Consider the following 12,797-nt stretch of genomic DNA (forward strand, 5'->3'; position numbering starts at 1 on the left):
CGCCGAACTCGTACCCTCTTCCCCCTCCGGCCCCGCCGCCTACGAGAGCAGGACCGGACGTCCGACGGGCTACGACAAGTGGGGGCTCCCCGGCGCCGGGGAGCCCCCACTTGTCGTAGCGGACCTCCCGGCCACCAGAACCTGCCGGGAACCGCTAGTCCCACCAGAACGACCAGTGGGCGCGCCCCACAAGGTCCGCCGCGTACTCGGGGAACGGGGTGGGCGGGTCGTCGACGATGTTGTCCGCGGTCGACAGCACGTGTTCCAGCGCGAGCAGATTCGCCTGTTCCGCGTCGAGAGGAGGGCGCGCGACCGAGACGTGCAGTTCGCTGCCGAACACCGCCACGATCTCCGCGCCGAAGCGGTCCTCCCAGCTCCGCAGCAGCGCACACAGCAGCGGGAGCGGTACGTCCGCCGTCCAGCCGAGCGACGCCAGGGCGTCGCTGCCACGTGCGGCGGGCACGAGAACGAGGCGACACTCGCTCAGCTCGTAGGAGCCCTCCGCGACGAGTTCGGCGAGCGTCGTCGACGCGGCCGCCTCCGGGATGAGGCCCCCGGGCGGGACCGGCGTCCCCGGTGCCAGGCCCGGCCACCGCTCGAAGGGCGGCCCGGGGTCGTGCGGCCACGGCTCGATTCCTTCCGGTGCCGGAACGGGAGTCGGATCCGTCCACCACGGCAGCCTCTTGCGGCGGTATTCGGTGAAGTCCGCGGCCAGCCTCTCCTCCAGGCCGACACCATCGACCTGTTCGGGACTCAACGGCTTCCCGAGGACATCCGGCCGGCAGAGGAGCGGAACGAGACCATGGGCCTTCCGCCGGCTCAGCAGGCGGGCCCACAGCCGCTCGTCGTCGGGGAACTCGTCCGAGACCCACGCACGGACCGGACCGCGGGACAGGAACCGGCCGGCAGGCAGACCATCGGGCAACGCGGAGCACATGGACGCACCGTAGACCGCGCCACTGACATCGCCGTCACCGTGACCCCGCAGGACGCTTTCTCCCTGCCCTGGGTGAAGGCGGGTGACGGCCGGCGCGTAAGCGCGGCATATCGACGCTTGACCTCGACCAAGCTTGAGCTTCTAGGTTCCTTCCAGGGCCGCGGGAACCGTCCGGCGGTGCCTTTCGAGGAGGTTCGCTGTGACCGAGCAGGCAGCCCAGGTCGAGATTCCCGACCGCTACCGGTACGCCGTGATCCCGCACATCATGGTCGACGACGCCGCCGCGGCGATCGACTTCTACCGGCGGGCGTTCGGCGCCCGTGAGGACTTCAGGGTCGACGCCCCGGGCGGCGGGATCCTGCACGCCGAGATCTCCATCGGCCGGTCCGTCCTGATGCTGGGTGACGGCAGCGTGGAGGAGGCGGAGGCCGCCTCCTTCGCCGCGCCGGCCGCGCTCGGCGGAGGGACGTCCGTCACGCTGCATGTCTTCGTGCCGGACGTGGACGCCCTGGCGGAGCGCGCGGAAGCCGCCGGCGCCGAGATCGTCCAGCCGCCGAAGGACATGTTCCACGGCGACCGCACCGTCATCCTCAAGGATCCGTTCGGTCACCTGTGGGTGTTCCTGACCCACCTGGAGGACGTCCCGGAGGAGGAGCTTCGACGCCGCCTGGCCGCCGCCGGGTGACCGAGCGTCGTAGCCGCCCGCTTCCGGATACCCCTGCCCGGTAGGGGCTGGTCGGCCCGTCGGTATGGAACCGTACGGCCCCATACCGCCGCGGCGAGCAGGGGGATGATGGAGGTGAAGGCAAGAAGTCACTGGGTGCGTTCGCCGTACCCGGCCACGGTACGAAGCCGAAGCAGGTGAGTGGCGATGATGTTCTGGTACGGCCACGACGTCAGCGGCTGGGGCTGGTTCGCGATGTCGGCCGGCATGATCCTGTTCTGGGTGCTCATCATCACGGTCGCGGTGCTCCTCTTCCGCACCCTGAACAGCCCGCAGGAGCACACCCGCACCCCGTCCACGCCCTCCGCGGAGGACATCCTCAAGGAACGGCTGGCCCGCGGGGAGATCGACGAGGACGAGTACCGGCGCCGCCTCGACGCGCTGCACACCGGGCCCGCCGCCAAATCCTGAACCCGCTCGGCCGCACTGGTCCCACGGGGTCCGACGACCGCGCCCGCCCCGGACTCACCGGTCCGGCGCGAGACGACGGCGGGCGAGGGCGACGGCCGGGGCGAGGGCGAGCAGGGCGGCGAGGGCCGCGAAGCCGTGGGTGAGCGTGGTCGGTGCGGCGACGGCCGCCACCAGCAGCGGGCCGCCCGCGTCACCGAGTTCGCGGCCGAGTTCGGCGGCGCCCATGGTCTGGCCCAGGCGTTCCCGCGGGGTGTAGGCGGCCAGGACCGCGAAGCCCAGCGGGGTGATCAGACCGGTGCCGACGCCGATCAGCACGGCCGCCGACAGCACGCCGGCCAGGCCGGGCAGCATCGCGCAGCCCAGGCCGGCGGCGGTCAGCAGCAGGCCCGCCGTCATGCCGGTGCCGGCGGTGAGGCGCCCCTCGTCGAGAGCGCGCCCCGCTCTCGGCTGGACGACCGCCGCGCAGGCGGCCAGCACCGACACCGCGACACCGGTGGCCACCGTGCCGAGACCGGCCGCCCGGCCGGACACCGGCAGGAACCCCACCCCGACCGACAGGGCCGCGGTCGCCGCGGCCAGTGCGGACGTCGGGGCGAGGAACGCCGGCTCGGCCAGCCGCCGGGCCAGGTCCAGCACCGTCTGCCGGGCCTTCGGCAGCGGAGGTACGGCGGGGACGGCGACCGCGGCCCAGACAGCGACCGCCGCGCCCAGCACCGCCAGGACGGCGAACAGCAGCCGCAGTCCGCCAGCCCACACCAGGACCCCGCCGAGCAGCGGGCCCGACGTGTAGCCGACCGACTTGTAGAAGCCGTAACCGCCAAACGCCCGGCCCTGCTTGGCCGCCGGGTTGAGGCGGGCGACCAGGGCGGAGGCCGACGGCGAGAACGCCGAGGCCGCGGCCCCCTGACCGAGGCGGGCGGCCCACAGCCAGCCGGGGCTGCCGGCGACGGCGTAGAGCGCCGACGCGGCGGCGAAGGCGGCCAGTCCGCCGAGCAGTACCGGGCGGGCGCCGATCCGGTCGGCGAGGGTGCCGAACACCGGCTTGAGGACGACCTCGGCACCGTCGTAGAGGGCGAGCAGCCCGCCCAGGACCAGCAGCGAGGTCACCGCGCCGGTGGCGGCGCCGCCCAGGCTCGCGGCGACGCCGTGCGCGCCGAAGGCCGTGGTGAACCCGGCCGCGTACAGCGGCCACATCCGCCGACCCGGCACGGACCGCGCCTCGGCCGCCTGGTTCATCGCCCGTCCCGGTTCGTCGCTCGTCCTGCGCGGCGCCGTGCGGGGCCGCGAACACGTGTGGACTCGGCGCCGCGTCCACACGCGGCGAGGGTCATCGCCCGGCCGTCGGCCCGCCCGGCCGACTCACCGTTTCCGTATCGCGCACACCGGAGAATGTAGCCCGTGCCGCACCGGCGGGGAGCCGAGCGGAAGCCACCCCGAGAGGACGCGCAGGCGCGTCTCGCGCCAAGACCGAGTGAAGACCGCTGCCAGGGGCGTAAGAAGGCGCCAGGATTCCGGGGTCCGCCTGGCCGCGGTGTTGGCTGCTGAGCCATCCAGGCCCCGCCACCTCATCACCGAACCCGGCATCGGCTACCGCTTCAGCCCCGACTGACCCCGCGCCGGCCCCGTACCGGCCCCGCGCCGACTCGGCCCCCTGACCGCGAAGGCTGGCGTCCGCGCGTCATGGTGCATGATGACGCCCTGTCCCGCGACAGCGGACCTGTCGGCCGAGCCCGCGCCCCGGACGAGCCCGGCCAGGCCCGGGACCCGGCCGGAAGGAAACCCTCACCGTGAACAGCAAGGAACACGGCGCCGCGATCAGCCTGTCCAAGGTGCGGGACACGGCCCCTGACCTGGTGAACCTGTACAAGACGGCCGGCGACAGCGTACGTGAGCACGGTCTGTCCGGGGCGCGGGCCGCGGTCTACCTCGTCCTGGACCGCTCGAGGTCCATGAACCCGTTCTACAAGGACGGGACGGCACAGCACCTGGCGGAGCAGGTGCTGACGCTGGCCGCGCACTTCGACGACGACGGCCGGGTCCCCGTCGTGTTCTTCTCCACCGATGTCGACGGTGTCGCCGACCTGGAACTCGGCGGCCACCAGGGCCGGATCGACGAACTCCACCGGACGCTGGGCCACATGGGACGGACGAACTACCACTGGGCGATGGACGCCGTCGTCGACCACTACCTGGCCTCGGGCAGCCGCTGCCCCGCCCTGGTCGTCTTCCAGACCGACGGCGGGCCCACCAGCAGGTTCGCCGCCGAACGCTACCTGTGCAAGGCCGCCCGCCTGCCGATGTTCTGGCAGTTCGTCGGTTTCGGGGACCCGGAGGACAACGAGTTCGCCTTCCTCCGGCGTCTCGACGAACTGGCCGTCCCCGCCCGGCGCGTGGTCGACAACGCCGGTTTCTTCCACGCGGGGAAGGACCCCCGCGGCGTCAGCGACCGGCTCCTGTACGACCGGCTGCTGGGCGAGTTCCCCAGCTGGCTGTCGGCCGCCCGCGCCGCCTGGATCCTCCGGTGAACGCGCGCTGACGCCCGGCGGTCGGGGCCCGAAGGCGCCCTCAGCGGACGCCGTCGCGGTGGATCGGGCCGCCGGAGCCGGTCAGGGGGACGCCGGTCCCGCCGCGCCGGGCCGCGACGATCTCCGCCGCGATCGACAGGGCGGTCTCCTCGGGGGTGCGTCCTCCCAGGTCGAGGCCGATGGGTGAGCTCAGCCGGGCCAGGTCGGCCTCCGACAGGCCGGCTGCCCGCAGTCGCCGGTTCCGGTCTTCGTGGGTGCGGCGGGAGCCCATCGCGCCCACGAACGCGACCGGCAGCCGCAGCGCGATCTCCAGCAGCGGGATGTCGAACTTGGCGTCATGGGTGAGCACGCACAGGACGGTGCGCGCGTCGGTCGTGGTGTGCCGCAGATAGCGGTGCGGCCATTCCACGACGACGTCGTCGGCCTCGGGGAAGCGCTCCCGGGTGGTGAAGACGGGGCGCGCGTCGCACACGGTGACGCGATAGCCGAGGAACTTGCCCATGGCGACCAGCGCCGCGGCGAAGTCGACCGCGCCGAAGACGATCATCCGGGGCGGCGGCACGCTCGATTCGACGAGCAGGGTGAGGCCGCCGGGGCAGTGCGAGCCGTCCTCCGACAGTTCGACGGTGCCGGTGCGGCCCGCGTCGAGCGCGGCCAGGGCCTCGGCCGCGGCCGTGCGGTCCAGCTCCGGCCGGCCGCCGAACCCGCCGTCGAAGGAGCCGTCGGCGTGCACGAGCAGGGTGGCGCCGAGGAGCGCCGCCGGCCCTCGTACGACACGCGCCAGGGCCACCGGCTCGCCCTTGGCCGCGAGGTCCAGGGCGGTGCGCAGCACCTCCCGGCGGGGCCCGTCCCCGGGCAGCGGCGTGACCAGGATGTCGAGGACTCCGCCGCAGGTCAGCCCCACGGCGAAGGCGTCCTCGTCGCTGTAGCCGAACCGTTCGAGCACACTGTGGCCGCTGTCCAGTGCCTGGGCGCACAGGTCGTAGACCGCGGCCTCGACGCAGCCTCCGGACACCGAACCGATGACGGTTCCCTCGGTGTCGACGGCGAGGGCGGCGCCGGGCCCGCGCGGTGCGCTCCCGCCGACGTTCACGACGGTGGCGACGGCGGCCCGGCGGTCCTCCGCCAGCCAGCGGTTCAGCTCCGGTACGAGGTCAAGCACCGCGGCCTGCCGTCAGGACCCGGTCGGGGCGGATGGGCAGGCCGCGGTGGCGTACCCCGGTCGCGTGCCAGACGGCGTTGGCGACGGCGGCCGCGGCACCGACGATGCCGACCTCGCCGATGCCCTTGATGCCGACGGGGTCGTCGGGGTCGGGGTCGTCCACCCAGTCCGCCTCGATGTGCGGGACGTCGGCGTGCGTGGCCACGTGGTAGCCCGCCAGGTCGGCGCCGACCGGTCCGCCGAAGAACGGGTCGCGGGCCGCTTCCTCGTGCAGGGCCATGGAGATGCCCCAGATCATGCCGCCGGTGAGTTGGCCGCGCGCGGTCAGGGGGTTGACGATGCGGCCGGCCGCGAAGACGCCGAGCATGCGCCGCACGCGGACCTCGCCGGTCGCCGGGTCGACGGCCACCTCGGCGAACTGCGCGCCGAAGGAGTGGCGTTCCTTCTGGGCCAGCGCGGCGACGGCTTCGGTGGTGTCGGACCGTACGGTGATGCCCCGCGCGGGGATCTCCATGCCCGGGACCAGCCGTTCGCGCAGGTCACGGGCGGCGGCGGTGACGGCCCAGGCCCAGGAGCGGGTGCCCATGGAGCCGCCGGCGATCATCGCGGGGCCGAACGCGCTGTCGCCGATCCGCACCCGGATGCGGTCGGGCGGGACGTCGAGGGCGTCCGCAGCGACCAGGGTGAGGGCGGTGCGGGCTCCGGTGCCGATGTCGGCCGCGCCGATGCGCACGGTGAAACGGCCGTCGGCCTCGGCGGTGATCGTCGCGGTCGACGGGCCGGCGCCGGCCGGGAAGGACGCGGCGGCGGTGCCGGTGCCGAGCAGCCAGCGTCCGTCGCGCCGCACGCCGGGCCGCGGATCACGTCCGGCCCAGCCGAAGCGGCGGGCGCCTTCCTCGAAGCAGGCCCGCAGGTTGCGGCCGGCGAAGGGGAGGCCGGAGACCGGGCCCTTGTCCGGTTCGTTGCGCAGGCGCAGTTCGATGGGGTCGATGCCGCACCGCTCGGCGAGTTCGTCGAGCGCGGCCTCCAGGGCGAAGGAACCCGGCGCCTCGCCCGGTGCGCGCATCCACGTCGGGCTGGGGACGTCGAGCCGGACGACCCGGTTCTCGGTGTGGTGGGCGTCGGCGTCGTACATCGCCCGCGCGACCCCCGCGCTCGGTTCGACGAACTCGTACACGGTCGACGTCCGGCTGAGGGAGCGGTGGTCAAGGGCGCGCAGGCGTCCGTCGGCGTCGGCGCCGAGCCTGATCCGCTGGACGGTGGGGCTGCGGTGGCCGGCCAGCGTGAACATCTGACGGCGGGTCAGCACGACGCGTACCGGACGCTGGAGGGCGGTGGCGGCCATCACGGCGGCCACCTGGTGGGCGCGTACGCCCTTGCTGCCGAAGCCGCCGCCGACGTGTTCCGAGCGCACCCGCAGCGACGCCGGGTCGAGGGAGAAGAGGTTCGCGAGCTCGCTGACCACCCAGGTGGCGCCCTGGTTGGAGTCGGTCAGCTCCAGGACGCCGTCGGCCCAGCGGGCGGTGGCGGCGTGGGGCTCCATGGGGTGGTGGTGTTCTTCCGGCGTGGTGTACTCGGCGTCCAGCACGACCGCGGAGGCGGCGAGTTCGGCCTCCAGGTCGCCCTTGTCGGTGACGGCCGGCAGGTGGCCGTCCAGCGGGTAGGCGTCCGGGTGCCCGGCGGTGAAGTCGACGTCGTGGGGCTGGGGTTCGTAGTGGACGACGAGCGACTCGGCGGCCTCGCGCGCCTGTTCCGGGGTTTCCGCGACGACCAGTGCGACCGGCCAGCCCAGGTGGGGCACCCGGTCGTGCTGGAAGACGGCGCAGGTCGGGTCGGGCCGGGTGCCCAGCACGCCGACGTAGTCGGTCTCCAGGTGCGGGGCGTTGCCGTGGTGGAGGACGGTCAGGACGCCCGGCATCGCGAGGACGGCGTCGGTGTCGACGGCCCGGATGCGGCCGCGTGCGACGGTGGACAGCGCCAGCCAGCCGTGAGCGAGGCCGGCGAAGGGGACCTCTCCCGCGTAGCGGGCCGTTCCGGTGACTTTGTCGCGGCCTTCCACACGGACGTGTGCGGTACCGACGGCGCGGACCGCCGCGGTGGTGGTGCCGGTGTTGCCGGTGTCGGTGTCGGTGGTGGTCATCGGGTGGCGTCCTCCTCGAGCAGTCCGCTCAGCACGGCCACCGTCAGGTTGCGCATCAGGGTCACCTTGTATCCGTTGTGCGGCAGCGGCCGGGCTGCCGCGAGTTCGGCGTCCGCGGCGGCCGCGAAGGTCTCGGCGTCGGCGCTCGCGCCGGTCAGGACGCGTTCGGCCGCGCGGGCCCGCCAGGGGCGGGAGGCGACCGCGCCGAAGGCCAGGCGCACGTCGTGCACGACGCCGTCGCGGACGTCGAGCGCCGCGGCGATCGAGCCGGTGGCGAAGGCGTACGAGGCGCGCTCGCGCACCTTGCGGTAGCGGGAGCGGGCGGCGGCCGGGACCGGTGGCAGGCTGACGTGGGTGATCAGCGCGCCGGCCGGCAGGGCCGTCTCGCGGTGCGGGGTCCGTGCGACGGGCAGGTAGAACCAGCCGATCGGCAACTCGCCCGGCCCGTCGGCGGTTTCGTAGTGCACCACCGCGTCGAGGGCGGCCAGGGCGACGGCCATGTCGGAGGGGTGCACGGCCACGCAGTGGTCGGAGGCGCCCAGGACGGCGTGGTTGTGGTGTTCGCCCTGGACGGCGGGGCAGCCGCTGCCGGGAGCGCGTTTGTTGCACGGCTTGGTCAGGTCGGTGAAGTAGGCGCAGCGAGTGCGCTGCAGGAGGTTGCCGCCGACGGTGGCCATGTTGCGCAGTTGGCCGGAGGCGCCGGCGAGGACCGCCTGTGCCAGCACCGGGTACCGGCTGCGGACGTCCGGATGGGCGGCGAGGTCGCTGTTCGTGACGGTCGCGCCGATGCGCAGCCCGCCCTCCGGGGTCGGCTCGACGCGGTCCAGGGGGAGTTGCCGTACGTCCACGAGCCGGGCGGGCCGCTCGATGCCGCTCTTCATCAGGTCGACCAGGTTGGTCCCGCCGGCGAGGAAGCGCGCTTGCGGATCGGCGTCGAGCAGGGCGACGGCGTCCGACACGTCGGAAGCCTTGTGGTAGGCGAACTCCTTCATGCGGCAGCCTCCTCGGCGTTCGGTCCGGCGTTCGGTCCGGTGTCCGGCTCGGCGTCCGGCCGGGACGCGGTCCGCGCCCCGGCGGCCTGCGTGACGGCGTCGACGATCGAGGCGTACGCGGCGCACCGGCACAGGTTTCCGCTCATCCGCTCGCGGATCTCCTCGGTGCTCAGCGGGGGTGGGCCCGCCTCGGGCCGTACGTCGTCCGTGGCGGCGCTCGGCCACCCGGCGGCGTGTTCGGCCAGGACGCCGATCGCCGAGCAGATCTGTCCGGGGGTGCAGTAGCCGCACTGGTAGCCGTCCAGGTCGAGGAAGGCCTGCTGCACCGGGTGGAGCCGATCACCGTCCGCCACACCCTCGATGGTGGTGATGTCGCGGCCCTCGGCGGCGACCGCGAACTGCAGGCAGGCCACGGTCCGGCGGCCGTCGACCAGAACCGTGCAGGCACCGCACTGGCCCTGGTCGCAGCCCTTCTTGGTGCCGGTCAGTTCGAGACGCTCGCGCAGCGCGTCGAGGAGGGTGGTGCGGTGGTCGACGGGCAGCGTGTACTTCTCGCCGTTGACGTGCAGGGTGATGACGCTGGACGTCGATAAGGCCATGAGCGACTTCTTTCGATGTTTACAGATGCGTACAGATATGTACAGGTACATGCATATGTGTACGGGTGAATACGGATGCGTGATGGTGAGTGGTGCCACGCGGTGAGGCGTGCGCGGTCGGGCCGGACGGGACCGGCAGCGGGTCGTGCGGCTGCCGGGAGGTGCGTCGTGGGCGCGGTGGGGCGCCGAGGCTGAAGTGGGGTTGCCACCGCGGGTGATGCGCACCGGTGCGTACCGGTGGGCGGCGGCGTGCACGGACTGCCGTACGGTCGCGGCCACGGCTATGGTGAGCCCAACCGGACAACCGTCCGCTCGACAGAAACGTAACGGACAACTGTCCGGTTAGCAAGGACCGGGTTTGGTCACGAACCCGCGAGGAGTGACGAGTGCAGCACCACAACGACGCGCCCCTGCGCTCGGACGCGCAGCGCAACCGCGAGCGCATCCTCGATGTCGCCCTGGCCGAACTGACGCGACGTCCGGACGTACCCCTCAGCGCGATCGCCAAGAAGGCCGGCGTCGGCCAGGGGACGTTCTACCGCAACTTCCCCAACCGCGAGACCCTCGTCCTGGAGCTCTACCGCCACGAGATGCGGCAGGTCGCCGACAGCGCGGCCCCACTGCTCCAGGCGCTGCCCCCGCAGCAGGCTCTGCGCACCTGGATGGACCGGCTGGCCGAATTCGCCATGGCCAAGGCCGGCCTGGCCGACGCGATCCGCCTCGCCACCAGCACCCCGGGAGGCCCCGCCAAACCGGCTCCCACCCCCGTCACCGAGGCAGCCGAACTCCTCCTGCGCGCCAACGAGGAAGCCGGCACCATCCGCCCCGGCGTGACATCGGACGACTTCCTCCTCGCCATCGCCGGGCTGTGGCAGATCAGCCCCTCCGACGACTGGCGGCCACGCGCAGCCCGCCTCCTCGACCTCGTCATGGACGGCCTGCGCGCCGGAGCGCCGCGCCCCTGACCCCCCGCGGACGCGCGGAGTCCGGCGACCGGTGCGGCGCCGCGGTACGTTCCACGCACTGCGCCGGGTCATGCCAGTTCCGCCTGGAAGCCCGTCCGCCACGACGGATGACGCGGCTGCCAGCCGAGTTCGCGCTTGGCCTTGGCGTTGGAGAAGCTGCGTCCCTCGGTCGTCATCACCACCGCCTGGTCGCCGGCCAGCAGCCGGGCCAGCCACACCGGGACCCGCATCGGCCGCTTCGCCCCCGCGCACGCCGCCAGGTGGGGCAGCCACTCGCTCGCCGGGGCCGGTTCGTCGTCGACGACGTTGAACACGCCCCTGGCCTTCCGCTCCACCGCCAGGACCGTGGCGCTCGCCGCGTCGTCGAGGTGCACCCACGAGCTGTGGCCGGTGCCCCGCCCGACGAGCGGGTACTGCCGCTTGCGGATCAGTTCGACCTGGTCGTCGATGGCGCCCGGGCCGTAGAACGCGCCGTAGCGCAGGAACGCGCCTCCGGCCCGCAGGACCGCTTCCTCGGCGTACCGCAGCGCCTCCAGGCCCGCCTGGGCCGCGGTGCCCTCCAGCATGTCCAACGGGTTCTCCTCGGTCTTCACCCATCCGCCCTCGCGGATGCCGTTCCAGGAGGCGTAGCCCTGCGCGACGACGTGGGACACCCCGGCCGCCTCGGCCGCTGCCAGCAGGTGGTCGGTGCCCTCCCTGCGCAGCCGGTTGGTGCGCGCGAACCACCGGTCCGGGTGCTTGATGTCGGGCCTTCCGGCGTGCGTCCGGGAGATCGCGGTCATCTGGTGCACGATCACCTCCGGCCGGGCCTCGGCCACCGCTCCCCCCACCGACGCCGCGTCCAGCCCGTCCATCACCACCGCGTCCGCGCCCAGCCCCCGCAGCAGGCACAGCTTGTCCGCGGTCGTGGTGGTGGCCGTCACCCGGTGGCCGCGCGCCAGGAGCTGCGGCACCAGCCGCCGCCCCAGCACCCCGGTCCCGCCCGCCACGAAAACGCGATGATCATCACCTTCCCGACGTGAACGTCTCTGCCTTCCTCTCCTGGACGACACGGCCCGCCTGTCTGTGACACGCGGGCATGACTCGGCACGCACGGGGGATCGTGCCGTCCGTGCCCCAGGACGGGAGGGACTTGGTGTCGCCGCCCTCGGTCCACAGGTAGGTGACGGTCACCCAGCCGTTGTCGTCCAGGCCGACGTTGTAGAAGGTGCCGTCGGCCAGGTCGATGCCGGCCGGGTTGGCGACCCGGCGGCCGAACTCGTCCTCTCCGCCGTTGTAACCGTCCTGGTGGGCCGCCTGCGCCTCGGGCAGGCCGCGGGCCAGGTCGCTCCAGTGCTCGCGCTGCGCGGAGGGGTTCCAGTGGTCGTCGTGCGTGTTCCAGGGGCCGACGTCCCACACGGGCGCCGTCTCGCAGCGCGCCGGCCCGCACACCTGCACCGAGTACTGGCCGCTGCCCTTGGGCGACAGGGCGCGCCGTGAGGGCAGGGCGACGAAGTGGTCGTCGCTGGTGATGACGTGCCCGTTGGCGGTCGTGCGGCCGACCAGTCCCTCGCGGGTGGCGTAGACGCGGGCCGAGAAGGCGGAGGCCGCGGGCTCGGCGGGCGGGGCACCGGTGTCGTCCGCGGTCAGCGTCAGACGGCGGACGAGGGGCTCGGCGCCGGCCGCGGTGCTCCACAGCGTCAGCCGGGCCTGCACGTCGCCGACCCGGCGGGGCAGTCGGGCCGGGGTGCCCGCGGTCGTCTGCCGCCATTCGGACCAGACGCCGTCGACGCCCCGGCCGCGGACGTCGACCACCACGCTCGCGCCGGCCGGGACGGCGGCGTCCAGGTCCACCGTGACCCGGTTCACCGGGCGGTCGAGGTGATGCGCCCGCAGTACGGCGGAGGCGTATCCGCGGTCCCGGCCCAGCGACGCGGGACTGAGGGAACGGTCGCGCACGCCCAGCGCGCCGCCGCTGTAGCGGACGTTGAAGCCGTCGGCGTCGAGTGCCGAGAGGTCCACGCGCCAGGACTGCCGGGACGCGCCGGGGCCTGGCGGCGCACCGGTGCCGGGTCTGCCGGTGCGGGGGGCGGCGGTGGAGGGCGGGGCCGTGCTCAGCGCGGTGCCGGCGAGGGCGAGCAGGCAGACGGCGCCGCTCAGCGCGGGCCGGAGACGGGTTCTGCGGCGGGTCGCGGCACCTGGGTGTCTGGTGCGGGGGGTCGGCATGAAGGGACTCCTGGGTTGCGAGCGTCATCGACGTCGGGGAGGTACATACCCCCCGGCGGCATCTCCGGGCCGCGCGCGGGGCCAGGCGGGGGACGCGCCGGCGCCGCCCGCCACCCGTGCGGGTGGTCCGGCGGCGG

General features: G+C 73.8%; 12 protein-coding genes. 4 read left to right on the plus strand and 8 right to left on the minus strand.

The genetic code is table 11. The features are described from left to right. Window positions 1-154: 154 nt before the first annotated feature. Window positions 155-937, minus strand: coding sequence for a DUF4253 domain-containing protein (locus tag ACZ5GT_RS37590; protein ID WP_469035579.1), 783 nt, complete (start codon window positions 935-937; stop codon window positions 155-157). Between the two features lie 199 nt (window positions 938-1,136). On the opposite strand from ACZ5GT_RS37590, the gene ACZ5GT_RS37595 reads away from it, so the two are divergent. Continuing rightward, window positions 1,137-1,622 (plus strand): VOC family protein, encoded by a 486-nt coding sequence (locus ACZ5GT_RS37595; RefSeq protein ID WP_469035581.1) that lies wholly within the window; start codon window positions 1,137-1,139, stop codon window positions 1,620-1,622. A 186-nt stretch (window positions 1,623-1,808) separates the two neighbouring features. Further along, the gene (locus ACZ5GT_RS37600) at window positions 1,809-2,072 is read left to right on the plus strand and encodes an SHOCT domain-containing protein (protein WP_469035585.1); all 264 of its coding nucleotides are present in this window, start codon (window positions 1,809-1,811) and stop codon (window positions 2,070-2,072) included. A 54-nt stretch (window positions 2,073-2,126) separates the two neighbouring features. Here the strand turns inward: ACZ5GT_RS37600 and ACZ5GT_RS37605 are convergent, their stop codons facing one another. Next, entirely contained in the window at window positions 2,127-3,266 is a 1,140-nt protein-coding gene (locus tag ACZ5GT_RS37605) for an MFS transporter (protein ID WP_469035644.1), read from the minus strand. Between the two features lie 593 nt (window positions 3,267-3,859). Here ACZ5GT_RS37605 and ACZ5GT_RS37610 point away from each other — a divergent pair. Continuing rightward, entirely contained in the window at window positions 3,860-4,597 is a 738-nt protein-coding gene (locus ACZ5GT_RS37610) for a VWA domain-containing protein (RefSeq protein ID WP_469035586.1), read from the plus strand. 40 nt (window positions 4,598-4,637) lie between these two features. Here the strand turns inward: ACZ5GT_RS37610 and ACZ5GT_RS37615 are convergent, their stop codons facing one another. The 4 genes from ACZ5GT_RS37615 to ACZ5GT_RS37630 are packed head-to-tail and all read right to left on the minus strand — an operon-like array spanning window position 4,638 to window position 9,490. Then, on the minus strand, window positions 4,638-5,759 hold the full coding sequence (locus ACZ5GT_RS37615) for an XdhC family protein (RefSeq protein WP_469035588.1): 1,122 nt from the start codon (window positions 5,757-5,759) through the stop codon (window positions 4,638-4,640). Next, a complete protein-coding gene (locus ACZ5GT_RS37620) occupies window positions 5,752-7,899 on the minus strand; it encodes a xanthine dehydrogenase family protein molybdopterin-binding subunit (protein WP_469035589.1) in 2,148 nt (715 codons plus the stop codon). Before ACZ5GT_RS37620 ends, ACZ5GT_RS37615 begins: the two co-directional genes overlap by 8 nt. After that, on the minus strand, window positions 7,896-8,891 hold the full coding sequence (locus tag ACZ5GT_RS37625) for an FAD binding domain-containing protein (RefSeq protein ID WP_469035592.1): 996 nt from the start codon (window positions 8,889-8,891) through the stop codon (window positions 7,896-7,898). The genes ACZ5GT_RS37620 and ACZ5GT_RS37625 overlap by 4 nt, the downstream gene beginning before the upstream one ends. After that, window positions 8,888-9,490, minus strand: coding sequence for a (2Fe-2S)-binding protein (locus ACZ5GT_RS37630; RefSeq protein WP_469035594.1), 603 nt, complete (start codon window positions 9,488-9,490; stop codon window positions 8,888-8,890). Before ACZ5GT_RS37630 ends, ACZ5GT_RS37625 begins: the two co-directional genes overlap by 4 nt. A gap of 386 nt (window positions 9,491-9,876) precedes the next feature. Here ACZ5GT_RS37630 and ACZ5GT_RS37635 point away from each other — a divergent pair, with 386 nt between their 5' ends. Further along, entirely contained in the window at window positions 9,877-10,455 is a 579-nt protein-coding gene (locus tag ACZ5GT_RS37635) for a TetR/AcrR family transcriptional regulator (RefSeq protein ID WP_469035596.1), read from the plus strand. 68 nt (window positions 10,456-10,523) lie between these two features. On the opposite strand, the gene ACZ5GT_RS37640 is transcribed toward ACZ5GT_RS37635, so the two are convergent. Continuing rightward, window positions 10,524-11,444 carry an NAD-dependent epimerase/dehydratase family protein gene (locus tag ACZ5GT_RS37640; RefSeq protein ID WP_469035598.1) on the minus strand — a complete coding sequence of 307 codons (921 nt, stop codon included), beginning with the start codon at window positions 11,442-11,444 and terminating at the stop codon, window positions 10,524-10,526. Window positions 11,445-11,460: 16 nt separating this feature from the next. After that, window positions 11,461-12,660 carry a hypothetical protein gene (locus ACZ5GT_RS37645; protein ID WP_469035601.1) on the minus strand — a complete coding sequence of 400 codons (1,200 nt, stop codon included), beginning with the start codon at window positions 12,658-12,660 and terminating at the stop codon, window positions 11,461-11,463. Between the last annotated feature and the right edge of the window lie 137 nt (window positions 12,661-12,797).

The sequence above is a fragment of the Streptomyces sp. NPDC031340 genome, from assembly GCF_055569945.1.